The sequence below is a fragment of the Mycolicibacterium neworleansense genome (assembly GCF_001245615.1).
Classification (GTDB): Bacteria; Actinomycetota; Actinomycetes; order Mycobacteriales; family Mycobacteriaceae; genus Mycobacterium; species Mycobacterium neworleansense.
Genome location: NZ_CWKH01000001.1, coordinates 412806 through 438076 on the forward strand (window position 1 = coordinate 412806; position 25271 = coordinate 438076).

A 25271-nucleotide genomic window follows, 5' to 3' on the forward strand; every position below is an offset into this window, starting at 1 on the left:
GTAGGACCGTATCACGATGAAATCGTTCAAAAGAAAAAACATTCACCCGTTGAGTTCGCCGCTGTGCGCGCATATCGTTCAAACTATGAATGATTCAACGAGAGATCGAATCCGAACGGCTCGCCCGACCGGACGGCAGGGCGGACCGCCCCTGGCCCCGGTGGCGGCGGTATCCCTGGCGCTGCTGCTGGCCGGCCTTGCCGTCGGGGTCGCACTCGGTGGGTTGATGCCGCTGCCGTACGGCAAGGCGGCCGCCGTCATTCGGTACATCCATGACAACCACGGCGCGGTGCAGGCCAGTGCGGTGGGCACGTTCGCCGCATCGGTGCCGCTGGCGATCTACGCCGCGACCGTGAGCACCCGGTTACGACAACTCGGGGTGACCGCGCCCGGCGCCACGATCGCCCTGGCCGGCGGCATCCTGGCGGCCGGCTCGCTTGCGTTGTCCGGGTTGATCTGCTGGACGATGTCCAGGGCTGAAGTGGTGATCGATGACGGTCTCATCCGTGCGCTGTACTACCTGGTGTTCCTCACCGGCGGAGTCGGACACATCGTCGCGCTCGGATTGCTGCTTGCCGGGATCGCGGTACCCAGCCTCATCCTCGGCCTGTTGCCGCGGCCCGTGGCCTGGACCGGACTGCTGATCGCCGCGCTGGCCGAGCTGGCCACGCTGGTGTTGATCTGGCCGGAGTCGTCGGTGATCCTGCCGATCGCGCGGTTCACCGGACTCATCTGGCTCATCGTGGCCGGCGCACTCCTGCCGGCGCGCCGGCCCGATCGGAGCCGCACATGAAGCTCAGTGTGAGTGTGACGAACTATTCGTGGCCGGAACCGATCCATGAGCGGTTGGCCTCGCTGGCGTCCCGCCTCGACGGCACCGCCGTCGACACCGTGTGGGTGGCCGATCACCTCGTGCAGGCCGATCCCGCCAGTTCGACCGACGAACCGATGCTGGAGGCGTACACCGCGCTCGGGTACCTCGCCGCGACGACGAGCCGGATCCGGCTGGGCACCATGGTCACTGCCGCCACCATCCGCGCACCCGCGCTGCTGATCAAGGGGGTGACGACGCTCGACGTGCTGTCCAACGGCCGGGCCTGGCTCGGACTCGGCGCGGGCTACAACGCGGCCGAGGCGACCGCGATGGGATTGTTCCTGCCGGGTACCGCGGAACGCTTCGAGCGGATGACCGAGCTGCTGCAGCTGGCCCACCACATGTGGCGCGGTGACGAATCTGCCTTCCTGGGACAACATCTGACAGCGCAGCAGCCCATCTGCAGTCCCCGTCCGGTGACGATGCCGCACCCTCCGGTGCTGATCGGCGGCACCGGTGAGCGCCGCACTCTGCGTCTCGTCGCGCAGTACGGCGATGCCTGCAACCTCTTCGACATTCCCGACGGCGGCCGAGCCCTCCGTCGTCAGCTCGAGGTACTGGACCGGCACTGCGCGGAGGTGGGGCGGCCGGCCGAAGCGGTGCACCGCACGGTCACCACCGCCCTCGAACCCGGTGAATCGGTCGCACAGCTGGTTCAGCGCTGCCGGGCGCTCGCCGAGCTGGGCCTGCAGCACGTCGTACTGATCACCCGCGGACGCCCCTGGGCCGGTGCGGATCTGGACGTCGCGGCCGGGGCAGCCGATCAGCTGCGCGAGCGGGCGCACACTCCGGGGTGAACCTCGACCCGGTGCAGGTCGTCGCCGAGTTCGATCTGGCGGTCGAATACCGCGGCGGCCAGCTCGCGCCAATCGTCCTCGGTGCCCGCCGCGATACCGGGCACGTAGTGGGTCAGGATCAGGATCCCCACCCCGGCGCGGGTGGCGGTGGCCGCCGCCTCCTGCACCGAGGAGTGATAATCGCAGATGTCCCGGATCCTTTGCTGCGGAAGAAGTTCGATCAGGTCCTTGCGGATCACCGTGTGCACCAGGGCTCCTGCTCCGGCGGTCAGGGCATCCAGACTGGGGCATGGCACCGTATCGCCGGCCACCACCACCGACGCCCCGGCGTGTTCGATCCGGAAGGCGATGGTCGGCGTCACCGGCCGGTGATCGGTAGGGGCGACCCGGACCTGCACGCCGCCGTGATCCCACACCACCGCGTCGGTGTATTCGTGGACCTCCACCCGCGGCGGACCGGTGAGGTCGGCGTGGTGGGCGATGCGGTAGCCGATGTCGTGTCCGAACGCGCCCAACATGGCCTCGACCACCTGAGCGGTGCCGGGCGGGCCGATGATCGGCAGGGGCGGTGCGTCCGGGGTGAAGCTGCTCACCCAGCGGGTGATGATCACGTCGCCAAGGTCGACGATGTGATCGCTGTGCAGGTGGGTGAGCAGTAGCGCGCTGAGTTGGTTGGCTCCCGCGCCGGCCCCGGCCAGCCGCTGCAGCACGCCCCGGCCGCAGTCGATCAGGAACATCTGGTCGCCCGCGCGGGCCAGGGTCGACGGTCCGGCCCGCTGCGGGTCGGGGATCGGGCTACCGGTGCCGAGCAGCGTGACCTCGATCATGTGCTCATTCCTACCCGTCCCGGCCCAATCAGGCGTGGCTTCTTTCTTACTGACGAAGACCGACCTAGCCTGGTGTGAGGTGGATCACGATCGGAGGCTGCCGATGCGAATCGCGGACGTGCTGAAAAACAAGGGCACGGCGGTGGTGACGATTTCGCCGGAGACCACGGTGACCGAACTGTTGGCCGGGCTCACCGAGCTCAACATCGGTGCCATGGTGGTGATGGGTCCCGGTGGGCTGGCCGGCATCGTCTCGGAACGTGACGTGGTGCGCAAGCTGCACGAGCGGGGCAGCAGCCTGCTGGCTCAGCCGGTGTCGGAGATCATGACCACGGTGGTGGCGACATGTACTCCACGCGACACCGTCGACCACCTGAGTGCGCTGATGACCGAGAACCGGGTGCGTCATATCCCCGTGCTCGACGGTGGCCGGCTGGCCGGCATCGTCAGCATCGGCGACATCGTCAAGACCCGGATGGAAGAGCTCGAGGCCGAGCAGGAACAGCTACAGGCCTACATCACGCAGAGCCGTTGATCCGCCGACACCGTAGTTGTGCGATGGTGGGCGGGTGGCTGCCGTGGATGTGCGTCCCCCGAACAAGTCCGACGTGAAGCGGCTCGCCGCAGTCCTGGGCCGGGCGTTTTACGAGGACCCCGTGATGTCGTGGATCCTGGCCGACGAGGGCCGCCGTGCCAGGGGGCTGCCGCGGTTGTTCGCCGCGATCACACGCCACCATTTTCTCGCCGGCGGCGGTGCCGAGGTGGCCGGCCGTGACGGCGAGATCGGCGCAGCCGCACTGTGGGACGGGCCTGGGCGCTGGAAGCAGACTCCCGGTGAGGAACTGCGGATGCTGCCCACCATGGTGCTGGCGTTCGGCCGTGACCTGCCACGCGGCCAGCGAGTCGTCGAGCTGATGAAAGAACATCACCCGGAGGAGCCGCACTGGTATTTGGCCGTGATCGGCAGCGACCCCACGGTGCGCGGCGGCGGTTTCGGGCATGCCCTGATGCAATCGCGCCTGGATCGGGTGGACGCCGAACACGCGCCGGCCTACCTGGAGTCGAGCAACCCCGCCAACGTCCCCTATTACATGCGGTTCGGTTTCGAGGTCACCGGAGAGATCGTGCTGCCCGAGGGCGGCCCGGTGATGACCGCGATGTGGCGCCGGCCGCGCTGATCCCTTCGCCGGCTACCCGAATACGCCGGACATCTTCATGATCAGCAGCACGCCGACGGCGACGAACACCGCGATCAGCAGCACCAGCCCGATGATCGCGGTCACCGACGTAGGGGTGTACCGGTGCCTGGGTCGCGGTTCGGGTTCGCCCAGGCCCGAGGTCTGCGCCGAGTCCGGTGGGGTGGCGCCAGGAGCGACGCCGCCGCCGGGTTCCAGATCAGGTGTCTTGCCCGGGTCGGGGTCGGGTGGTAGCGCGGTCATGGCGTAGGAGTGCCCGCTCACGCCGATTTAATGCATCGGCCGGCCCGTCACGCGCGCAATCACGCAACCTCGTGGCTGTTACAGTGCGAGGGCCGACCAGCAGGGGAATCCGGTGAAAGGCCGGAACTGACGCGCAACGGTGTGAGGCATTGCCTCGAGTCCGATCACCTGCGGCCGGCGATGACCGTTGACGGCTCCGCGACTGGGCCCTGGATCAAAGGAAGTCTTGGCCGTGCGTGCACCCACCGCACTGTTGTCCCTGTTGGCTGTGACGTTGTCGCTCATGATGGCGTGTGGGCATCCAGATTCTGCCGCGGGCCACCCCGCGGCCAATGAGGCGGCGGGCCCGACCAGCTATCCGCTCACCATCGAAAACTGCGGTTCGGCCGTCACTTTCGACGGACCGCCGCGGCGGGCGGTGTCGCTTTACCAGTCCTCTACCGAGGTCCTGCTGGCGCTGGGTCTGGCCGATCGGATGGTCGGCACCTCGACCTGGTTTGATCCGGTGCTGCCCGAACTCGCTGCCGACAACGCCACCGTGCCCCGTCTGGCCGACAACGACCCGGGACTGGAGACGGTGCTTGCCGTCGAGCCGGACCTGGTGACCTCGGCCAGCACTCACACCTTCACGGCGGCGGTGGTCGCCGAGCGGAGTCGGTTCACCCAGTTGGGTATCCCGACATATCAGTCGCCTTCGGTGTGCAGCGGGGCGAGAATCGACGGTGAGACCGTCACCCGCACTGAACCGTTGGCCCTCGACACACTGTTTCGGGAGATCAGGGAGCTGGCCCAGATTTTCGATGTGCAGGAGCGCGGCCGGGACCTGATCGCCCGGCTCACCCGTCGGTTGGAGGACACCCCGTCGATCACCGAGCCGACTACCAGCGTCGCGTTCTGGTTCTCGGGGTTGCGGACGCCGTATCTGGCCGGCTGCTGCTCAGCGCCCGGGTTGTACGCCACCCAACTCGGTGTCACCAATGTCTTCTCCGATACCCGCGAAGACTGGCCGGAGGTCAGCTGGGAGGCGCTGGCCGACCGCGACCCCGATGTCCTGGTGCTGGCCGACCTCAACCGAAGGCGCGTCGACGGTGATGCGCTGGATGCGAAAGTGAAGTTCCTGGAATCGAATCCGGTCACCAGAAACATGTCCGCGGTGCGCGATCGGCGCTATGTCGTACTGGCCGGGTCCGAACTCGATCCCGGTATCCGTGAGATCGACGCCCTGGAGAAGCTGGCCGCTGGTTTCAGGGCGTTCGGGCTGGCCCGATGAAGGGCGGGGCCCGGTTGGTCGCCGGCGCGCTCAGTGTCACGGTGTTGGCTGGATGCGCCCAGACCACCGGCCCGGCCGCGGCTCCCGGGGCGACGCCCGGATATCCACTGACGGTGCAGAATTGCGGCCGACAGGTGGTGGTCGACGCGCCACCGCGGCGCGCGGTCTCGCTGAACCAGGGTTCCACCGAGATACTGCTCTCGCTGGGCCTGGCGGACCGGATGGTCGGCACGGCGACGTGGACTGACCCGGTCCGCACCGGCCTCGAGGCCGAGAATGCGCGGGTGCCAAGGCTTGCGGTGAACAAGCCGTCGCTGGAGACGGTGCTCGACACCGCTCCCGACTTCGTGTCGGCCTCTTTCGGCGGCACCCTGGGGCCTGGCGGCGTCGCCGACCGCGACCAGTTCGCGAAGCTGGGCGTACCGACATATCTGGCGCCCAGCGACTGCGAAGGCAAGACCTCGGTCAACGGTGACGGCGCACGCAGCGCACCGTTCACGATGGCGGCGATCTACACCGAAATCCGGGATCTCGCCAGTATTTTCGGTGTCCCCGATCGTGGTGAACGCCTCATCGCGCAGTTGCGGCAACGGATGGGATCGGTTGCTGAAGCCCCCGCCGAGATCGACATGGCGTTCTGGTTCTCCGACGTTCGCGCGCCCTATTTTGCCGGCTGCTGCGGATCACCCGGGGCGATCGCCGGTGCCGTCGGGGCGCGCAACGTGTTCGCCGACACCACCGATGAATGGCCGCAGGTGAGTTGGGAGAGCGTGGCCGACCGCGACCCCGATGTGCTGGTGCTGGGCGACCTGAGCCGCCGCACGATCAACGGTGACGCACTGGAGACGAAAGTCGATTTCCTGGAATCGAATCCGCTCACCCGGGGGCTGACCGCCGTCCGGCACCGTCGCTACATCGTGGTGAACGGCGCCGATCTCAACCCGTCGATACGCACCGTGGATGGCGCCGAGAAAGTGGCGAAGGGCTTGGCCGAACTCGGTTTCGGCGCGGCGCCGTGAGTCTGCGTACCAGCTGGCTCGGCGGATTGTGGGCCGCCGGGCTGGTCCTTCTGCTGTTCTCCGCCGCGGTGGCCATCACCATCGGACCCGCCGCGTTGTCGATGGGGGACGTGTACCGCATCGTCGGCGACCGCCTGGGCGCCGGGCCATCCGGGGCCACGCGATTACAGGAGAGCATCGTCTGGCAGTTGCGGCTGCCCAGGGTCGTCCTGGCGGCGATCTCCGGGGCGGGGCTGGCGCTGTGCGGGGCGATACTCCAGTCACTGCTGCGCAATCCACTGGCCGACCCGTTCGTGCTGGGCGTCTCCTCGGGCGCTTCTACCGGTGCGGTGCTGGTCGCGGTGCTCGGCGTCGGCGCGGGCACGCTGAGCCTGTCCGGCGGCGCCTTCGCCGGCGCGGTGTTGTCTTTCGCCGTGGTGCTGCTGCTCGCCTACGCCGCCGGCGGCGGCACCGATCGGGTGGTTCTGGCCGGAGTGGCCGGCACCCAGCTGTTCTCGGCGCTGACGTCCTTCATCGTGCTGTCCTCGGCGGACGCCGAACAGACGAGGGGAGTGCTGTTCTGGCTTTTGGGGTCGCTGGCCGGGGTGTCGTGGTCCGACGTGTCCACCTGCGCGGCCGCCGTCGGCCTCGGGCTGATGCTCTGCCTGATCCACGGGCGCACCCTCGACGCGTTCGCCTTCGGGCAGGATGCGGCCGCGACGCTCGGGATCGCGGTGACGCGGACCCGCATCGTGTTGCTGGTGATGACCGCGTTGGTGACGGCGGCTCTGGTCAGCGCGGCCGGGGCGATCGGCTTCGTCGGGCTCGTGCTGCCGCACGCCGCGCGCTTCGTCGTCGGGCCCGGCCACCGGCGTTTGTTGCCGACAGCAGTCATCCTCGGCGCGATCTTCATGGTGTGGGTGGACACCCTGGCCCGGACAGTCTTCGCCCCGCAAGAATTGCCCACCGGTGTGGTCACCGCGCTGCTCGGTGTGCCCGCTTTCGCATTGATCCTGTTGCGGCGCCGAGGAGTACGCCGATGAACCTGCGAGCGGTCGAGGTGAGCTGGACCCGTTCGGGGCGGCTCGTACTGGACGGGGTCACGCTGGATCCGATTCCCGGAAGCACGGTGGGATTGTTGGGGCCCAACGGTTCCGGCAAGTCGTCGCTGTTGCGGCTGCTGGCCGGCATCGACCGGCCCGACGCGGGGAGTGTGCAGCTCGACGGTCGTGAGCTGCACACGATGTCCCGGCGGGCGGTGGCGCGACGGGTAGCGGTGGTAGGCCAGCACGCGGACACCGATCTGGACATCGCGGTGCGCGACATCGTCCGCTTGGGCCGGATCCCGCACACCCCGATATTCGGTGGCGGCGACGGCGCCGCAGCCGTCAGGGCGGCGATGGCGGCCACCGGCTTGGACAGCATGGCCGATCGGTTGTGGCACACCCTCTCAGGTGGGGAGCGCCAGCGCGTGCAGATTGCCCGGGCGCTGGCCCAGGAACCCACCGAACTGCTGCTGGACGAACCGACCAACCATCTGGACATCGCTCATCAACTGGAGATCTTGGGGATGATTCGCGCGCTCGACGTCACCAGTGTGGTGGCCCTGCACGATCTCAACCTTGCGGCGATGTTCTGTGACCACGTGGTGGTGCTGGCGCAGGGGACCGTGGTGGCCGCGGGCAGCCCGGCCGAGGTGCTGACCGAAGAGCTGGTGGCCGATGTGTACGGTGTGCGCTGCCGGATCACCGTCGACGACCGGGGGCCGTACGTGCGGTTCGAAACTGGCAGCCCGACGCGCGGCGTGGGTGGTCAGCTCCAGGAGTACTGAGCCCGCAACCGCAGGGCAACCGCTTCGAAACGGCTGCGCTCCAGGATCGCCCCCTCGCGGCGGATGCCTTCTTCTGGAACGTCGAGCACCCGGTCCAGCCGGACCCAGCTCGGCCTGCCGTCGTAGTCCCACGTGCCGGTGCCGATCGAGATCCAGTCCGGATCGTCTCGGTGGTAGTCCTGGCTGGACAACATCAACCCCAGCAGGGTGTTCCGGTCGCGGCCCACCACCAGGACGGGGCGGTCCTTGCCCTGGGTCGGATCGTCCTCGTAGACCACCCAGGTCCAGACGATCTCGCCGGGATCGGCCTGCCCGTCCAGATCGGGGGCGTAGATGATTTTGCGGGCCCGGTGTGCGGTGGGCACGCTGTGCTTCGACACGGGCCGACCGGCGGTGATCGCCTGAGGTGGCGAGGCGGCCGCGCCGGCGAGCACTCCGAGACCGAGCTTGATGCCCTGTTGAAGGCCCTGCTGGATGCCTTGCTGCACGGTCCGCGGCACGTTGTCCGTGGTCTGTAACTGGCGTACGAACTTCGGGGCCTCGTTGAACACCAGGTGCTCGGCGCCATCCACTACACCCCGGAGAACCTGTTGGAACGCCTTCCACTGCGACGCCATGGTGTCGAGCATATGCGAGCAGACCCTTGGCGATTGTGTCGCGACGGTGGTTGCTCGATACCCTTAGGGAGCACAGCACGTGCTGGACACCCACGCTCACCAGGAGATTCCCATCAGCAGCTTCGCCGACAAGACGTTCACTGCGCCGGCGCAGATCAGGAACTTCTGCATCATCGCCCACATCGACCATGGCAAATCGACGCTGGCGGACCGGATGCTGCAGCTCACCGGCGTCGTCGACGACCGGTCGATGCGTGCGCAATACCTGGACCGGATGGACATCGAGCGTGAGCGCGGCATCACCATCAAGGCGCAGAACGTGCGGCTGCCCTGGAAAGTCGGCGACCAAGAGTTCGTCCTGCACCTGATCGACACCCCCGGCCACGTCGACTTCACCTACGAGGTGTCCCGTGCCTTGGAGGCGTGTGAGGGCGCGGTGCTGCTGGTCGACGCCGCCCAGGGCATCGAGGCACAAACCCTGGCCAACCTGTACCTGGCGCTCGACCGGGATCTCACGATCATTCCGGTGCTCAACAAGATCGACCTGCCTGCCGCCGACCCGGAGCGCTATGCCGGTGAGCTCGCGCACATCATCGGATGTGAGCCGTCGGACGTGCTGAGGGTGTCCGGTAAGACGGGCGAGGGGGTGGCCGAACTGCTCGACGAGGTGGTCCGGCAGGTGCCGGCGCCGACCGGCGACGCCGACGCTCCCGCGCGGGCCATGATCTTCGACTCGGTCTACGACATCTACCGCGGTGTGGTCACCTATGTGCGCGTCGTCGACGGCAAGATCACCCCGCGCGAGCGCATCGCGATGATGTCCACCGGGGCCACCCACGAACTGCTCGAGGTCGGCATCGTCTCACCCGAACCGAAGGCCAGCGAGGGCCTGGGCGTCGGCGAGGTCGGGTACCTCATCACCGGTGTGAAAGACGTCCGCCAGTCCAAGGTCGGCGACACCGTGACGACGGCGCGCAAGGGTGCCACGGAGGCCCTGACCGGTTATCGCGAACCCAAGCCGATGGTCTACTCCGGCCTCTACCCGGTGGACGGCTCGGACTATCCCGACCTGCGTGACGCACTGGACAAGCTACAGCTCAACGACGCGGCCCTGACCTATGAGCCCGAGACGTCGGTGGCGCTGGGATTCGGGTTCCGCTGCGGCTTCCTCGGCCTGCTGCACATGGAGATCACCCGTGAACGCCTGGAGCGGGAGTTCAATCTCGACCTCATCTCGACCTCACCCAACGTCGTGTACCGGGTCATCAAGGACGACGGATCCGAGATCGTCGTGACCAACCCGTCGGACTGGCCCGAGGGCAAGGTCCGCGAGGTGTACGAGCCCGTCGTCAAGACCACCGTGATCGCGCCAAGCGAGTTCATCGGCACCATCATGGAGCTGTGTCAGTCCCGGCGCGGCGAGCTGGGTGGCATGGACTACCTGTCGCCCGAGCGCGTCGAGCTGCGCTACACGATGCCGTTGGGCGAGATCATCTTCGACTTCTTCGACTCGCTGAAGTCGCGCACCCGCGGCTACGCCAGCCTCGACTATGAGGAGGCCGGCGAGCAGCAGGCCGACCTGGTGAAGGTCGACATCCTGCTGCAGGGTGAGGCCGTGGATGCGTTCAGTGCCATCGTGCACAAGGATTCGGCGTCGGCCTACGGCAACAAGATGACCACCAAGCTCAAGGAACTCATCCCGCGCCAGCAGTTCGAGGTTCCGGTGCAGGCGGCGATCGGATCGAAAATCATTGCCCGCGAGAATATCCGGGCGATCCGTAAGGACGTGCTGTCCAAGTGCTACGGCGGTGACATCACCCGCAAGCGCAAGCTGCTGGAGAAGCAGAAAGAGGGCAAGAAGCGCATGAAGACCATCGGTCGTGTTGAGGTTCCTCAGGAAGCGTTCGTCGCGGCGCTGTCCACCGATGCGGCCGCGGACAAGCCGAAGAAGTAGCCCGCGCCCGGGATAGGTTCGCGCTGAGCACAACCCTCGGCTCGTGCCGGTGCGGATCGTAGTGTCGCGGGAGTGTCCAGAGAGCTTCATCTGCTGGCCTTCGGCAATACCCGGTCTACCCGGCCGTGGCGGCATCCCGATATCGACAACAGCACCGCAGGCGTGCGCCGGCGGCTGATCAGCCATGCGCAGACTGCCGAGGCCGGCACCTTCGACGCGCTGTTCTTCGCCGACGGTCTGAACTACGGCCCGCCGGCGACCTGGCCGTACAAGATCACCGAGGACTTCGAGCCGCTGACCGCGACGGCGGCGCTGTCCTCGGTCACCGAACGGATCGGGCTGGTGGTCACCGGATCGGCCACGCTGGCCCATCCGTATCACCTTGCCCGCCAGTTGCTTTCACTCGACCATCTCAGCGGTGGCCGGGCCGGCTGGAACCTGGTGACCAGCTTCGCGCAGGCCGCTGCCGACAATTTCAGTGCGAACGGCGTGGTGGCGCACGACGAGCGTTACCGCATCGCCGAGGAAGCGCTCGAGGTGGTACGCAAGCTGTGGGACGGCTGGGGTGAGGACACGATTGTCGAAGACCGTGCTTCGGGGATCTTCAACGACGTCAACCGAATTCAGCCCACCGACCACCACGGACGTTACTTCGACGTGGCGGGCCCGCTGGGTGCGGCGCGGTCGGCCCAGGGGCAGCCGGTGATCTTTCAGGCCGGATCATCGGAAACCGGACGGGGATTCGCGGCCCGGCACGCCGAGGTGATCTTCACCAGTCATGGCAACCGGCTGCGGGCGCAGGAGTTCTACACCCAGATCCACGAGGAGGCGCGGCGGTTGGGCCGGGCCCGCCCGCCGCTGATCACCCCGTCGCTGCGATTCCTCGTCGGCTCCACCGAGGAGGAAGCCCGGCGCGCGCAGGAGCAGGAGTACGAGTACTTCAGCCCGCAGTACCAGGCCGGTTGGCTGCTCGAAGTCGACGTGGATGTCACCGGCGCGGACCTGGACGGTCCGGTCCCGGAGTCGGCGTTCCCGGCGCACACGGAGACCCATCAGACCGCGCTGGCCGGCTACCGCCTGCTGGCGACGGAGGGAAACCCGACGGTGCGGGAGTTCCTGTATCGCACGGTCAACGGGTGGGGCGCGGCCGTGGTGGGCACGCCCGAGCAGATCGCCGACGAAATCGAGCAGTGGTTCTCCACCGGCGCCGCCGACGGTTTCGTACTGCGGGATTCCGGATTGCCCGGCCAGCACGAGCTTTTCGTCGAGCAAGTGGTCCCGGTGCTGCGCAAGCGAGGGCTGTTCCGCCACGAATACGCCGGCACCACCCTGCGATCTCATCTCGGGCTCGACGTGCCGCAGCGGCAGCGGTCATGACCGAACCGTACGTACTGTCGGCGTTCACCATGTCGACGGTGTCGCACGGCAATTTCGGGCTGTGGCGTCACCCGCAGGACCAGACCGCCGACTACACCGATATCCGGTACTGGGTGGAATTGGCGAAGCTGCTCGACGACGGCGGTTTCGACCTGTTGTTCATCGCCGACGCGGTCGGGCAACTCGACGTGTTCGGCGGTAACGCCAGCGCCGCGCTGGCCCGGGCCGTGCAGACGCCGGTGACCGACCCGCTGTTGGCCGTGTCGGCTATGGCCGCGGCGACCGAGCGGCTGGGGTTCGGGATCACGGTGTCCACCACCTACGAGAGCCCCTACCTGCTGGCGCGCAAGTTCAGCACGCTGGACCACCTCACCGGCGGCCGGATCGGCTGGAACATCGTCACCTCCCTGTTGGACAGCGCGGCGCGCAACATCATCGGACGGGAACGGCAGATCCCGCACGACGAGCGCTACGCGATGGCCCAGGAATTCGTGGAGGTGACCTACAAGCTCTGGGAAGGTTCGTGGGAGTCGGGCGCGGTGCTGCGCGACACCGAGCGCGGGGTGTACACCGATCCGGCGAAGGTGCACGACATCGGCCACCACGGGCGGTATTTCACGGTGCCCGGGGCGCATCTGGTCGAGCCGTCGCCGCAACGAACGCCGGTGTTGTTCCAGGCGGGCACGTCAGCTGCAGGCCGGGAGTTCGCCTCCCGCAACGCGGAACTGGTGTTCGTGAGCGATCCGCGGCCCGAGGTCCTGCGCGGCCACATCGAGGACATCCGGCGCCGGGCGGCCGGACACGGCCGCGACCCGTATTCGCTGAAGTTCATCACCTCGGTCGAGATCGTAACGGACAGTACCGATTCCGCGGCTCAGGCCAAGGCTCGAGAGCTCGCAGACTTCCACGACCTGGAGGGCGGTCTGGTGCTGCTGTCCGCCTTGTCCGGAGTGGACTGGTCGACCTACGGGGTCGATCGCCCGATCGAGCAGTTCGACACCGATGCCAGCCGGTCCATCCTGGCCGCGGTCACCGATTCCGGTGTCCGAAAGCGCCTGACCTTGCGGGACTACGTCGGGGGGCTGGGCGGGTTCGGCGGCGAGCTGTTCGTCGGATCGGCCACCACGGTGGCCGATGCGCTGGAGGCATATGCCGACCGGGCCGGGGTGGATGGCTTCAACATCGCCTATCACGTCACGCCCGGCAGCTTCGCTGACGTAGCCACCTACCTCATCCCCGAACTCCGCCGGCGCGGCCGCGCCCGCGAACTCGGAGGTCCGACAACATTGCGGCAGAAGCTGTTCGGTGGTGACGACGGGTTGTTGCCCGACGGTCACCCGGGTGCCGCATTCCGAAGTAATAACGTTCACTCGCAATAGAATCCTGCCGATTCCATAGCTGACGACGCGAATCCGATTGCGGCAGTGTGGCAACACATACCGACATATCAACCCCCGAGCCGATTCACGGACGGGCGGCGTCGCGGTCAGAAAGGGACATTGCCGTGACTACTACAGACGATCCGAAGGCGCACCCGACGGCGGAGGCCGGGGGCCGCACCCTGATCGCCGCGGAATCCACCGGGCTCGAGTCGGGGGCACTGGGCCCGTGGGGCGTGTTCGCTCAGGGCCTGGCGGCCGCCGCACCCAGCGTGGCGCTGGCCGTGGTGCCGTTCTCATTGTTCGTGGCCGCGGGCAAGGGCGCGGCGTGGGCCGCGGTGATCGGCCTTTCCATCGTGGTCCTGGTGGCGATCACGATCAGCTTCCAGGCCAAACGCACGGTGTCCTCCGGATCGCTGGGCACCTACACCGGTAACGGCCTCGGGCCCGGGTTCGCGTTCGCCGCCGGGTTCAGCCTGTTGTTCGGGTATATCGGTTTCGCCACCACGGGCACCCTCGGCGGAGTGCTGTACCTCGACGCGTTCCTGGAGTCGATCGGGCTGGGATCCCAAGCGGTCTGGTTCCGGCTGCTGCTGGTGCTCGTGGTGGTCGGCGTCGCGGTGTACCTGCCGTATCGCGGGGTTTCGCTGGCCGCCAAGTACGAACTGGCCTTCGAGTTGTTGGCCATCGCGTCGATCCTGGTGATCATCGTGGCCTCCTACATCGGTTACGGGTTCCGTATCGACTGGGACCAGTGGAACCCCCAGCATCTCGGGTCCAGCGCGACGTTCATCGCGGCGGTCACCGCGGTGGGTTCCTACGCCGGCTTCGAGAGCGTCGCCTCACTCGGCGCCGAGGCCAAGGATGCGCACCGCAACATCGCCAGATCCCTTCTGCGCGTGGTTCTTCTGATCGGTGCCCTCTACATCTTCGCGACCTACCCGCAGATCTTGCACTTCGGCGAGATCGACGGCGACAAGGCGGTGCTGCCGCAGCTGGCGTCCAGCGTCGGGGTGGCTTGGGTGAACGTCGTCGTCAGCGGCGCCGTCGCCATCGCGTTCATCGTGTTCGTCACCGCGGTCACCAACGCGGCGGCGCGGTCGCTGTTCACCTTCGCCCATGAAGGCGCCCTGCCCCAGGTGTTCACCAGGGTGCACCCCACCTACAAGACGCCGTGGACCGGCGTCGTGTTCGTCGGGATCCTGGCTCTGGCGTTTTCGATCACCGCCACGTTCAGCTCCGCGGGCCGGCTGGTGTTCGACGTCTACGGCGGTTACGTGGCGAACTGGGGCTTCCTGGTCAGCTACCTGCTGGTGGTCATCGCCACGCCGATCTGGTTGCGCAAGATCGGTGCCCTGACCCCGCGGCGGCTCGCCGTCGCGGTCGCAGCCACCATCGGACTGGGATACGTGATCATCAGCAACTTCTACCCGGTGCCCGAATTCCCGTTCAACATCCTGCCTTTCGTGTTCGGCGCCATCCTCCTCGCCGGTCTGTCCTGGTACTGGTACCTCAAGCGGACCAGGCCCGAGGTGGCCAACCGGATCGGCACCATCCAGAGTGTCTCGCCCGAGGAACAGCAGCGCTGGATCGATGCCGGGGTGACGCCGTGACGCTGACCGAGGACGCCCTGACCTCGGCGTCGATCGTGACTGGTTGGACCGTCGCCGAGGTCACCGCACGGCATCACCCGCTGATCGCCGACTTCCTGGCCACCACACCGGGCATCGGCGGGCGCAAGTTCGCCGCCGATTCCCGCGATGTCGCAGAACAACTCAGCGGTGCGTACCCCGGCTCGGCCGTTGTGCTTGTCGATGAGGCCGGTGCGGTCGCCGGCTACGCCGCCCTGCACCGGCCCGACGGCGCCGAACCGGAGGTGTTGGGCAACTTCGTCTTCGGTCCCGATGCACCGGCCGACACGGTGCGGGGGATCGTCGACGACAGTGTCGGGCAGTTCGGCCGGGTGGCGGTGCCCGGCGCCTACCTTCGGGTGTTCATCGGCGCCGATCAGGCGGTGGCGATCGATGCCCTGACGGCTCGCGGAGCCCGCCGGGAACGCCAATTCTCCAGCACCCTAAAGGTATTGAACGATGAGGATCCGGCGGTATTGGCCGAGGCGAGGATCGACTCGGTGAGCGTCCTGTCCTGGCCCGAGGTGGTGGCGGCCGGTTTGACCGAGCAGGTCCGCCAGGTGCAGTTCGACACGTTCCGCGAGCACTTCGGGAACATGTCGAAGACCCCGCAACGCTGGGAACACCATCTGGCGAGCCGGGCGTTCACCCCGGATTTCAGCCTGGCCGCGGTGGATGACGACGGCGTGGTGATCGGCTACGTGCTCGGTTCCACCTACACCTCGGGAACCGGCGCGGACGAGATCCGCAGTGCCCATACCGACTACATCGGTGTGCGCGCCGACCGGCGCAAGGCCGGTACGGCGGAGCTGCTGCTGCGCAAGCTCTGGCTGGCGGCACTGCGGCGGGGGCTCACCCATGCCTCGCTGGGCACCGACATCGCCAATGCCAGCAATGCCCATCTGCTGTACGCGCGGTTGGGGTATCGCACCGTCCGCGACGAGTACGCGTACCGCATCGACGCCGAGGAGAACTCTTAGATGACCACGGAAACGACATACCTGAAGCGCCCCACCGGATATGACGCCGAGCTGCGCTCGGTGTTCGGGCCGGTCTTCGAGCGGATCGCCGAAGGGAATCGGCAGCGTGAGGCCGACCGGGTGTTCCCGCACGAGCAGGTGCGTTGGTTGAGCGACGCTGGATTCGGTACCCTGCGAATATCGGCCGAACAGGGCGGTTTCGGTGCTTCGCTGGAGCAGACCTTCCTGCTGCTTGCGGAGTTGGGGGAGGCCGACGCCAACGTCGCCCATATCTGGCGCAACCATCTGGCCTTCGTCGAGGACCGGCTCAACGCACCGGTTTCGGAGGACAACACCACCTGGATCAAGCGGTTCCTGGCCGGCGAGTTCGTCGGCGGTGGCTGGACCGAGGCCAACAACCTGACCCTGGCCAATCTGGCCACGACCGTCACCGAACAGGACGACCACTGGCTGGTGACCGGCGCGAAATACTATGCGACGGGTAGTCTTTACGCCGACTGGCTGGATGTTCTGGGTCGTGGTGAGGATGGCGAGCTGTGGACGGCCCTGGTGCGCGCCGACGACCCCGGCGTCACCCTTGTCGACGACTGGCGCGGGTTCGGCCAGCGCACCACGGGCAGCGGCTCGGCCCGCTACGCTCAGGCCCGCGCCGAGCGGGGCAATGTCTTCCCGGCGACCGAACGGTTCACCTACCAGGCGCACTTCTACCAGATCGCCATGCTGGCGGTGCTCACCGGAATCATCAAGGCCGCACAGCGCGACGGCTCGGCGGCGTTGTCCGCTCGGAAACGAAATTATCCGCAGGGGCTGGCCGAGATTCCGGCGGCCGATCCTCAGCTGCTGCAGGTGATCGGTGAGGTGTCGGCCGAGGCCTTCGGGGCGACCGCGGCGCTGGCGCAGAGCGCGCGCAGCCTGGATCGGATCGTGGCCGGCCGGCTCACGGGAAGCGAAGGCAACGCTCGGCAATTGCTCGTCGACGCCGAGGTGGCCGTCACCCAGGCACAGCTGGTGATCGTTTCCACCGCACTGCGGGCCACCACGCGGGTGTTCGATGCGCTGGGCGCCTCCGGAGTCTCTGAAGAGCTTGGCCTCGACCGGCATTGGCGCAACGCGCGCACGCTCGCCTCCCACAACCCGGTCGTCTACAAGGCCCGCATTCTCGGTGACTGGTTCATCAACGGCAAGGATCCGGTGGCCGACCTGGCGTCACGGGGACGCGGCGGACAAGGCAACTGAGCCCGGGTCAGACGACCCGCAGCACGGCCTTGCCCGCGACCTTGCGGCCCAACAATGCCTGGGCGGCAGCGGCGGTGTTCTCCCACGAGTCCCGCAGACCGATCTGCGGGTCGAGTTCGCCGTCGGCCAGCAAGGTCAGTAGATAGTGGAGATCCTCCTGGAACGGGGCCCGGACGGTGAACGGCTCCAACCGTTTCCGCCTCCCGGTACGCCTTTCCTCCTCGAAGTTGATCGTGGTCGGCTCGTTGGAGGCCATCCCGATGGACTGCACTGACCCGCCGTCGGACACCAGGCTGAATGCTTGGGCCAGGAGTTTCCCGCCGACGTTGTCGAGCACGCCGAACACCGGATCGGTCACCGCGTCGAGCCCGACCACCACTTCGGCCGCGCCCAATTCCGCCAAGCCTTCGCCGCGCGGCGCGCTGCCGACGGCTGCCACCACGTGGGCGCCCGCTCGGGCAGCCAGCTGCACGGCGAATCGGCCGACACCGCCGGACGCACCGGTGATCAACACCCGGCGGCCGACAACCGGGCCGAGTGCCCGCAACGCCTGCAGTGCGGTCACCCCGGCGACCGGCAGCGCGGCAGCTTCGTCGAATTCGACGAACTCCGGAAGCTCGGCCAGATTGTCGGTGGACACCACGCGCCGTTCGGCCCAGCCGGCCTCACCGCTGAATCCGACCACCCGGGCGCCGACCGGTGGTCCTGAGCCGTCAGCTGCGGCCTGAGTGACGATGCCCGCGCTGTCCCAGCCGGGAACTTCGCCTGGACGGCGCATCTGGTCGATGAAGTGCAGTTCACCGAAATTCAGCGCGATCGCATGGACGTCGATCAGGGCCTGAGATTCGGCGACCGAAGGCTCGGCCACCTCGTCGAACCGGAGGTTGGCGGGCGCGTGCGGGTCGTAGACGAGGGCTCGCATGAACGGGCTAACCCCGAAGGGTCTGCCGCTATTCCCTTAAGGTGGCGACGTGAGCGACAAGGACCGCATCCGCTGGGACGCGGCCTATGCCGGCCACGAGCCGGATGATGACCTGCCGGCCCTGCCGCAGGTTTTCGACGGCCACGCCGACCAATTCCCGGTGGCCGGGTCGGCCCTGGACATCGCCTGTGGTCCCGGCCGGGCCACGGTGTGGCTGGCCCTGCGGGGGCTGGACGTGTGGGGGCTCGACATATCCTCCGTGGCGATCGACCGGGCGAAGCAGTCGGCCATCCGCCACGGGGTGGCCGAGCGTTGCCGCTTTGACGTCGCCGACCTTGACGAAGGCCTACCATCCGGGCCCGCGGTGGACGTGGTGTTGTGCCATCGTTTTCGCGATCCCGGGCTCTACCCGGCCCTGACCGCCCGGCTGCGCCCCGGCGGTCTGTTGGCCATCTGTGTCCTCAGCGAGGTCGGCGCGGAGCCGGGCCGGTTCCGGGCCGCTGCGGGCGAACTCGAGGCGGCCTTTGCCGGTCTGGAGGGCCTTGCCGCGGCAGAGGTGAACGGCCAGGCCTGGCTGGTGGCGCGGGCACCCGCTACCGTGCGGCGTTGACGGGCACCCGCCGGGCCTGCGCCAGCAGTTCGCCCCACGCGTTGAACGCCTCGGCGTACTCGGCCGTGCTGCCCGAGCTGCCGCCGGCGAGGTCGACCAATGCCCTTGCGATACTGCCGATTCCGATACCGGTGCGCTGCACCACCCGCACCAGTTCGGCGAAGGCTTGTTCCGGTGCGCAACCGCGCAAGGCGACCAGAACACCGATCGCCACGTCGATCTTGATGCGTGAAGTGTCGTCTGCCCGGAGGCGGCTGTAGCTCATGGATCTGATGGTGCTCGGTGTGCCTTGCCGGATCCAGAGATCGGCGCACGGTGATTGCTTGCGCGGCTAGGCGCTGCCCTCGGCGATCCGGCGCACCGCGTCGATGAACACGTCGACCTCGTCGAACGTGTTGTAGAACGCGAACGACGGCCGCACGGTGGCCTCCAAGCCCAGGCGGCGCAGAATCGGCTGGGCGCAATGATGCCCGGCCCGCACCGCGATGCCCTCGGCGTTGAGTGCCTTGCCCACTTCCAGTGGCTCATGGCCGGCCAGCACGAACGACAACACGCTGGCCTTCTCTTCGGCCGTTCCGACCAGTCGTACTCCCGGGATGGCCGCCAACCGAGGGGTGGCGTACTCCAGCAGAGCATGTTCGTAGGCTGCTATGCGTTCGATGCCGATGCGCTCCACGTAACGCAGTGCCTCGCCCAGCCCGACCGCATCGGCGATGTTGCCAGTGCCGGCCTCGTACTTGTTCGGCGGTCCCTGATACAACGACCGGTCGAGGGTGACGTCGGCGATCATGTTGCCGCCGCCCTGCCACGGCGGGGTCTCGGCGAGCACATCCTCGCGGCCGTACAGGGCACCGATTCCGGTGGGGCCGTAGATCTTGTGCCCGGAGAAGACGAAGAAGTCAGCCCCGAGCTCGGCCACGTCGATCGGGATGTGCGGGATGGACTGGGCGCCGTCGATCAGCACCCTGGCCCCGTACCGGTGACCGAGTTCGACGATCGTCTTGACCGGGGTGACGGTGCCCAGCGCATTCGACACCTGTGTGGCAGCGACGAGTTTCGTCCTGGGCCCGAGCAGGTCTTCGAATTCCGACAGCAACAGGTTGCCCGCGTCGTCCACCGGCGCCACCTTCAGCACCGCGCCGGTCTGCTGCGAGATCAGCTGCCACGGCACGATATTGGCGTGGTGTTCGAGGTGGGTGATGACGATCTCGTCGCCCGGTCCCAGATGCTTGCCTCCCCACGCATAGGCCACCAGGTTGATCGCCTCGGTGGTGCCGCGGACGAAGATGATCTCCTCGGCCTTCGCTGCGCCGATGAAGCGCCGCACCGATTCGCGTGCGTCCTCGTAGGCATCGGTGGCCCGGGCCGCCAGTTCGTGCGCGGCGCGGTGGATGTTGGAGTTCTCATGCGCGTAGAAGTGCGCCAGCCGGTCGATCACCGACTGGGGCTTCTGGGTGGTGGCCGCGTTGTCGAACCAGATCAGCGGCTTGCCGTTGACAGTCTCCCGCAGGATGGGGAAGTCGGCGCGGATGGCGTTGACATCGAAGATCTCGTGATGATCTCCGATTACCGGAACCTGTTCGGGTGCAACGGCTTCGGCGGGTGCTCCCAGGAAGTAGTAACCATCGGCACCTTCGGAGGCCGCCGGTTTGCCCGACCATGCCAGATCCGGCACCGTCGGGACGGCTCCGGGCCATGCGGGTGCCGATCCGCGGGGTGAGGCGGGTGCCGCCGATGGACCTCCTGCCAGCACCCCGGGCACGGTGGGCACCAGGCCCGACGGCACCGCGAATGCCTCCAGCCCGCCGATCGGCGCGATCGGACTGGCCGCATTGCCCGGGCCGGATGCTGGTCGCGTACAGCTGGGTGGCCAGCGCGGCCAGCTCGGCCGCGCTGACCGGAAGATCGCTTTCGGCGTCTACCGATTTGTACTCACTTGTACTCATGGAAGTGGTCCACTCCGACGTCCTCGAGGACCGCGAGCGCGTCGTCGGTGAGCACGGCCAGTGACGAGTACAGGGTCACCAGGTAGGACGCGATGGCCGACCGGTTGATGCCGGTGAACCGCACCGACAGCCCCGGCGCCTGCTCGCCGACCAGTCCCGGCTGGAACAGGCCGACGACGCCCTGGCGCTCTTCACCGGTGCGGACCAGGATGAACTTGGTCTTGCCGTCGATGACCGGAACCTTGTCCGACGGCACGATCGGGATGCCGCGCCAGGTGATGAACTGGGCGCCGAACAGGCTGACGACTGGTGGCGGGACCCCACGGCGAGTGGCCTCGCGACCGAACGCGGCCACGCCGAGGGGATTGGTCAGGAAGAACGCCGGGGTCTTCCAGACCTTGGTGATCAGCGAATCCAGGTCGTCGGGGGTGGGCGTTCCGCGCAGGGACTGGATGGTCTGCTCCGGCGTCACCTGCGACAGCAGTCCGTACTCGGGGTTGTTGACCAGTTCGAACTCCTGGCGCTCCTTTATCGTCTCGATCGTCAGGCGCAGCTGCTGGGCGACCTGATCGTGCGGGCTGGAGTACAGGTCCGACACCCGGGTGTGCACGTCGAGCAGCGTCGAGATCGAGCGCAGCGTGTATTCGCGCGGACTGGTCTCGTAGTCGACGTATGTCTCGGGCAGCGGTTCTTCGGTCCCGGCGCCTTCCTCCGAGTGGATCGCCACCCGATCGGGGTTGACCACCCGGTTCACCCGGTAGATGCCCGCCTCGACCGGCACCCAGCTCAGCAGGTGCAACAGGAACCGCGGGGTGATGGTGGACAGCTGGGGAACGGTCTTGGTGGCATTCGCCAGCTGGCGGGCGGCGAGATCGCCGAGTGCCTGCGATTCATTCTGTGCGGACGTCACGGGGGCCTACCTCCAAGCGTCAAAGTGGGTGTGGGCGGCAACGATACGGCCGAAACGGGTTCACGACAGTGTTTAGCGCGGGGACGATTCAAACTCGTCACCGACGTGTGAACTGGGCATTGCTGCCCACTTGCCGTATGGTGGGCCGCATGCAACACGTCGAATCGCTGCGCGTCGCCATCGTGCGCTGCCTCGACGTGCGTTGTTGTTGTTGATTTTCTGACGCCTTCCTCTGCGTCGTCCGCCCGCCTTGCTCGCGGTGCGTTGATGCGCGCGTTCCGGCCTTCAAGAAAGTCAACCCCTCATGTCTGTTCTGTCTGTTGCTGATTCCCGAGCCGAACTCCCACTTGATTCCGAGGAAGTGTCGGGCCCGGTCGCCGTCCGCACCCGGATCCGTCCCCGTCGGACGAATCCGGCACCGATGACGCGTTACCGCGGCGGGACCTATTCGCACACCGTGGACACCGTGGTGTTCACCGACGGCACTTCGGCGCGCACCGATCTGATCAGGCTGAATCCCAACGTCGAGGCCTACTCGCTGGACTTCTCCGGTATCGCGCCCACCCGGCCGTCGCGGTATGAGACCGCCACCTGGTCAGCGGTGCGCAACCTGCGCTCCCGGTCCTACGAGGCCGAGGTCGACTGGATCGTCCGCAACTCCTTTCCCCGGCTCGGCACCGCCGAACTGAGCCGTCGGGTGCGCGCTGCCGGAGTGCCGCTGGGCGCGGCCAACCTCGCCGAGCATGAGGCGATCGCGGCGACCCAGGCGGCGATCTGGTTGTTCACCAACGGCCTGGCGCTCGACAACCGGGCGCGCAACGAACCGGTGAGGGCTTATCCCGATGGCGATGCCATCGTGTTCGAGTTCGACGGAGCTCCCCAATTGGGCGGGTACACGGTCGAATTGGAATCGACGGCCGCGGTGTCGTTGGTCCTGCAGAAGTCGCATGACAGCGTGCGATGGGAGGACGTGGCCGCCTCGGGGCTCAACATCGCTGCCGGCCGCGGCGCCCACCGCAGAACGCTCGGCGTCGGCAGCACCGTGTCCTCGACCCGGCCCGGCCGCGGCCCACAGGGCTACCGCTACTACCGGCTGACCGTGCTGGCCGACCGTGACGCACTGGTCCGGATCACCGATATCCAGTTCTGGCTCAACGGTTCTGGCACCTATGCCAACTCCGACCGGGTGGTCCATCTGTACAACTACCTGACCGCCGGAGCCCGTGCGGCCCGACGCGCCACCACGACCCCCGCCCTGTCGGCCGACGATGCGGTGGTCGAGGACGGACTGGTCGGGCCGTTCCGGTTGCGGGCCACGGACAGTGCAGCGCTGGCGGTGTCACACGGAGCGGTCGTCGATCGCACCGGCCGGGAACTGACCGGACCGGTGAACCCCGGTGACGAGTTCTTCCTGCGGGTGTCGGCGGTCGGCCAGGTCACGCTGACCGTCCGCGTCCCGGCCACCCCGGACGGTTTCGGCGGACGTGTGATCACCGGAATCGCCCAGGACGGCACCAGCGGCCTCACGCCGGTGGTGCTGGTGACCCCGACCCAGCTGGAGCTCGATTTCGACGTCCAGTTCGGTGCCGCCTCGACGGAGACGCTGACCCGCAGCGCCTAGCTGTCTCGGGCCTACATCGGCGCGTTGGCGGGCTGGAAGACCCCGGAACTGTCGGACTCCTCCTCGGCCCGGATGACGTGCACGACGGCGTTGATCAGCGCCAGGTGGGTGAACGCCTGCGGGAAGTTGCCCAAGTGGCGACCCGTGCGCGGCTCGATCTCCTCGGCGTACAGATGCAGCGGGCTGGCGAACGACAGCAGCCGCTCCAGCAGGTGCTTGGCCCGGCTCACCTCACCGATCTCGACGAGTGCGGACACCAGCCAGAACGAACAGATGGTGAACGTGCCCTCTTCGCCGGACAGGCCGTCGTCGGTCTCCTCGACCCGGTAGCGCAGCACCAGGCCGTCCTCGGTGAGTTCGTCGGCGATCGCGAGCACGGTGGCCCGCACCCGCGGGTCGTCCGAGGGCAGGAACCGGGTCAGCACCGACAGCAGTAGCGACGCGTCCAGGGCGTCGTCGCCGTAGCGCTGGGTCAGCACGCCGCGGGAGTCCACGCCGCGGGCCAGGACGTCGGCCTTGATCTCCTCGGCCGTCGCGCGCCACTGCTGGGCGTAGCTCTTCTCACCCTGCAGTTCGGCCAGCTTCGATCCGCGGTCCAGCGCCACCCAGCACATGATCTTGCTTGAGGTGAAGTGCTGCGGTTCGCCGCGCACCTCCCAGATGCCCCGGTCGGGATCCTTCCAATGTTTGATCGCTTCCTCGACCTGGTTCTTCAGCACCGGCCACAGCGCTTCGGGGATCTGCTCGCGCGACTTGGCGTGCAGATACACCGAATCGAGCATCGTGCCCCAGATGTCGTGTTGCATCTGGTTGTAGGCGCCGTTGCCGATGCGCACGGGCCGGGCGTTGTCGTAGCCCGACAGGTGGTGCAGCTCTTCCTCGACCAGGCTGCGCTCGCCGCCGACCCCGTACATCACCTGCAGCGGGTGCCGTTCGCCGTTGTTGGCGCCCGACACGTCGGCGATGAACGAGAAGAAGTCGTCGGCTTCGCGATCCAGGCCGAGGGTGTACAGACCCCACAGGGCGAAGGTGGAGTCCCGGATCCACGAGTAGCGGTAGTCCCAGTTACGTTCGCCGTGTGGGGTTTCCGGCAGCGACGTGGTCGGTGCGGCCAGCAGGGCCCCGGTCGGGGAGTAGGTCAGCCCCTTCAGTGTCAGCGCGCTGCGCTGCAGGTACGACCGCCACGGGTGGTCGGGGAAGTCGCCGATGTTGATCCACTGCCGCCACGACTCGCTGGTCTTCCACATCTTCTCGGCGGCCTCTTCATAGGTCTGCGGGGCCGGGTGCTTGGACCAGCTCAGCGCGACGAACACGTTGTCGCCCTCGGTGAGCCGGGTGCGGGCCCGGGCCTCGCGGCCCTCGATGCCGATCCGCAGATTGGTGGTGAGCCGCAGCGTGGGGTGTGAATCCGGGTTGCGGCTGGCGCGGGCGATGGCCTCGCCGTAGGCGGGCCCGGAGTACTCCCACGACGCGCTGACCCGGTGGTAGTCGAACGCCGGCTCGCAGTTCATCACCAGTTCGACGGTGCCGCTGACGCAGCGCACGGTGCGAAGCAGGATGTGCTCGGCGTCCCAGTCCATCGGGGTGCGCCGGTGGGTGCGGGAGCGGGTGTCGATGTCGTGCCAGGGGCCCATCACCAGCGCGTCGCGCACGATCAGCCAGCCGGTGTGGGTCTGCCAGGTGGTTTCGAGGATGAGGCTGCCCGGCAGGTAGCGCCGCGCGGCCGGGACGGTCACGCCGTAGGGGCCGAGCCGGAAGTGGCCCGCGCTGCGGTCCAGGATCGCGCCGAACACGCTGGGGGAGTCGGGCCGGGGCACGCACAACCACTCGACCGAACCGGCCGAGGAGATCAGGCAGGTGTTCTCGCAATCGGACAGGAAGCCATAGTCGGCGATCGGCGGGAACGGGTTCCGCAGTGCCCCGCCCGACGAGTACGGCACCGGAGCGGTCACCGTCAGCGGTGTCTCCGGCAGCTTGGTAGTGCCTGGCGCCTTGTCGAGTGCCGCGACGACATCCGTGGGCTCGGTGTGTTGCAGAACCATCCGCACATCA

24 protein-coding genes are annotated in these 25271 nt (G+C 67.6%); 16 read left to right on the top strand and 8 right to left on the bottom strand.

Annotation, left to right across the window (positions count from 1 at the left end; all coding sequences use genetic code 11):
• Positions 1-85 precede the first annotated feature (85 nt).
• Together BN2156_RS01935 and BN2156_RS01940 are read left to right on the top strand one after the other, a co-directional pair.
• Entirely contained in the window at positions 86-793 is a 708-nt protein-coding gene (locus tag BN2156_RS01935) for a hypothetical protein (RefSeq protein ID WP_210436562.1), read from the top strand.
• Positions 790-1671, top strand: a complete 882-nt coding sequence (locus BN2156_RS01940) for a TIGR03560 family F420-dependent LLM class oxidoreductase (protein ID WP_090509663.1) — start codon at positions 790-792, stop codon at positions 1669-1671. The genes BN2156_RS01935 and BN2156_RS01940 overlap by 4 nt, the downstream gene beginning before the upstream one ends.
• Here the strand turns inward: BN2156_RS01940 and BN2156_RS01945 are convergent.
• On the bottom strand, positions 1638-2498 hold the full coding sequence (locus BN2156_RS01945) for a ribonuclease Z (RefSeq protein WP_090509666.1): 861 nt from the start codon (positions 2496-2498) through the stop codon (positions 1638-1640). The two genes, BN2156_RS01940 and BN2156_RS01945, sit on opposite strands and share 34 nt — an antisense overlap.
• A gap of 103 nt (positions 2499-2601) precedes the next feature.
• Between BN2156_RS01945 and BN2156_RS01950 the strand changes: the two genes are divergently transcribed.
• Together BN2156_RS01950 and BN2156_RS01955 are read left to right on the top strand one after the other, a co-directional pair.
• A complete protein-coding gene (locus tag BN2156_RS01950) occupies positions 2602-3033 on the top strand; it encodes a CBS domain-containing protein (RefSeq protein WP_075921301.1) in 432 nt (143 codons plus the stop codon).
• 34 nt (positions 3034-3067) lie between these two features.
• Positions 3068-3676: a GNAT family N-acetyltransferase gene (locus BN2156_RS01955; protein WP_090509669.1), complete on the top strand. Its 609-nt coding sequence runs from the start codon at positions 3068-3070 to the stop codon at positions 3674-3676.
• A gap of 12 nt (positions 3677-3688) precedes the next feature.
• Here the strand turns inward: BN2156_RS01955 and BN2156_RS01960 are convergent, their stop codons facing one another.
• On the bottom strand, positions 3689-3937 hold the full coding sequence (locus tag BN2156_RS01960) for a DUF6480 family protein (protein ID WP_090509671.1): 249 nt from the start codon (positions 3935-3937) through the stop codon (positions 3689-3691).
• Positions 3938-4223: 286 nt separating this feature from the next.
• On the opposite strand from BN2156_RS01960, the gene BN2156_RS01965 reads away from it, so the two are divergent.
• Genes BN2156_RS01965 through BN2156_RS01980 form a run of 4 tightly spaced genes read left to right on the top strand, consistent with a single transcriptional unit; the run spans position 4224 to position 8036 of the window.
• The gene (locus BN2156_RS01965; protein ID WP_407661714.1) at positions 4224-5207 is read left to right on the top strand and encodes an ABC transporter substrate-binding protein; all 984 of its coding nucleotides are present in this window, start codon (positions 4224-4226) and stop codon (positions 5205-5207) included.
• Positions 5204-6226, top strand: a complete 1023-nt coding sequence (locus tag BN2156_RS01970; RefSeq protein WP_090509673.1) for an ABC transporter substrate-binding protein — start codon at positions 5204-5206, stop codon at positions 6224-6226. Before BN2156_RS01965 ends, BN2156_RS01970 begins: the two co-directional genes overlap by 4 nt.
• Positions 6223-7248 carry a FecCD family ABC transporter permease gene (locus tag BN2156_RS01975; RefSeq protein ID WP_162490712.1) on the top strand — a complete coding sequence of 342 codons (1026 nt, stop codon included), beginning with the start codon at positions 6223-6225 and terminating at the stop codon, positions 7246-7248. Before BN2156_RS01970 ends, BN2156_RS01975 begins: the two co-directional genes overlap by 4 nt.
• Entirely contained in the window at positions 7245-8036 is a 792-nt protein-coding gene (locus BN2156_RS01980; protein WP_090509677.1) for an ABC transporter ATP-binding protein, read from the top strand. Before BN2156_RS01975 ends, BN2156_RS01980 begins: the two co-directional genes overlap by 4 nt.
• On the opposite strand, the gene BN2156_RS01985 is transcribed toward BN2156_RS01980, so the two are convergent.
• Positions 8018-8653 (bottom strand): type II toxin-antitoxin system PemK/MazF family toxin, encoded by a 636-nt coding sequence (locus BN2156_RS01985; protein WP_090515352.1) that lies wholly within the window; start codon positions 8651-8653, stop codon positions 8018-8020. The two genes, BN2156_RS01980 and BN2156_RS01985, sit on opposite strands and share 19 nt — an antisense overlap.
• Before the next feature lie 79 nt (positions 8654-8732).
• Here BN2156_RS01985 and lepA point away from each other — a divergent pair, with 79 nt between their 5' ends.
• From lepA to BN2156_RS02015, 6 genes are all read left to right on the top strand, one after another.
• On the top strand, positions 8733-10607 hold the full coding sequence (gene lepA, locus BN2156_RS01990; RefSeq protein WP_090509680.1) for a translation elongation factor 4: 1875 nt from the start codon (positions 8733-8735) through the stop codon (positions 10605-10607).
• A 72-nt stretch (positions 10608-10679) separates the two neighbouring features.
• Positions 10680-11984 (top strand): NtaA/DmoA family FMN-dependent monooxygenase, encoded by a 1305-nt coding sequence (locus BN2156_RS01995; protein WP_090509682.1) that lies wholly within the window; start codon positions 10680-10682, stop codon positions 11982-11984.
• Positions 11981-13363: an LLM class flavin-dependent oxidoreductase gene (locus BN2156_RS02000; protein WP_090509685.1), complete on the top strand. Its 1383-nt coding sequence runs from the start codon at positions 11981-11983 to the stop codon at positions 13361-13363. The genes BN2156_RS01995 and BN2156_RS02000 overlap by 4 nt, the downstream gene beginning before the upstream one ends.
• Before the next feature lie 125 nt (positions 13364-13488).
• A complete protein-coding gene (locus BN2156_RS02005; RefSeq protein ID WP_090509686.1) occupies positions 13489-14976 on the top strand; it encodes an APC family permease in 1488 nt (495 codons plus the stop codon).
• Positions 14973-15974, top strand: a complete 1002-nt coding sequence (locus BN2156_RS02010) for a GNAT family N-acetyltransferase (RefSeq protein ID WP_090509688.1) — start codon at positions 14973-14975, stop codon at positions 15972-15974. The genes BN2156_RS02005 and BN2156_RS02010 overlap by 4 nt, the downstream gene beginning before the upstream one ends.
• Positions 15975-17210 (top strand): acyl-CoA dehydrogenase family protein, encoded by a 1236-nt coding sequence (locus tag BN2156_RS02015; protein ID WP_090509692.1) that lies wholly within the window; start codon positions 15975-15977, stop codon positions 17208-17210.
• A gap of 7 nt (positions 17211-17217) precedes the next feature.
• Here BN2156_RS02015 and BN2156_RS02020 read toward each other — a convergent pair whose 3' ends face one another.
• Positions 17218-18132 carry a zinc-binding dehydrogenase gene (locus BN2156_RS02020; protein WP_090509695.1) on the bottom strand — a complete coding sequence of 305 codons (915 nt, stop codon included), beginning with the start codon at positions 18130-18132 and terminating at the stop codon, positions 17218-17220.
• Between the two features lie 49 nt (positions 18133-18181).
• On the opposite strand from BN2156_RS02020, the gene BN2156_RS02025 reads away from it, so the two are divergent.
• Positions 18182-18742 (top strand): class I SAM-dependent methyltransferase, encoded by a 561-nt coding sequence (locus BN2156_RS02025; protein ID WP_090509698.1) that lies wholly within the window; start codon positions 18182-18184, stop codon positions 18740-18742.
• On the opposite strand, the gene BN2156_RS02030 is transcribed toward BN2156_RS02025, so the two are convergent.
• From BN2156_RS02030 to BN2156_RS02040, 3 genes are all read right to left on the bottom strand, one after another.
• A complete protein-coding gene (locus BN2156_RS02030; protein WP_090509700.1) occupies positions 18726-19007 on the bottom strand; it encodes an ANTAR domain-containing protein in 282 nt (93 codons plus the stop codon). The two genes, BN2156_RS02025 and BN2156_RS02030, sit on opposite strands and share 17 nt — an antisense overlap.
• A gap of 66 nt (positions 19008-19073) precedes the next feature.
• A complete protein-coding gene (locus tag BN2156_RS02035) occupies positions 19074-20648 on the bottom strand; it encodes a family 2A encapsulin nanocompartment cargo protein cysteine desulfurase (RefSeq protein WP_407661715.1) in 1575 nt (524 codons plus the stop codon).
• A 26-nt stretch (positions 20649-20674) separates the two neighbouring features.
• Positions 20675-21598, bottom strand: coding sequence for a family 2A encapsulin nanocompartment shell protein (locus BN2156_RS02040; protein ID WP_090509705.1), 924 nt, complete (start codon positions 21596-21598; stop codon positions 20675-20677).
• 304 nt (positions 21599-21902) lie between these two features.
• Between BN2156_RS02040 and BN2156_RS02045 the strand changes: the two genes are divergently transcribed.
• Complete coding sequence (locus BN2156_RS02045) at positions 21903-23219, top strand: TQXA domain-containing protein (protein WP_090509708.1); 1317 nt, start codon at positions 21903-21905, stop codon at positions 23217-23219.
• An 11-nt stretch (positions 23220-23230) separates the two neighbouring features.
• On the opposite strand, the gene BN2156_RS02050 is transcribed toward BN2156_RS02045, so the two are convergent.
• Complete coding sequence (locus BN2156_RS02050) at positions 23231-25261, bottom strand: glycoside hydrolase family 15 protein (protein WP_090509710.1); 2031 nt, start codon at positions 25259-25261, stop codon at positions 23231-23233.
• Positions 25262-25271 lie beyond the last annotated feature (10 nt).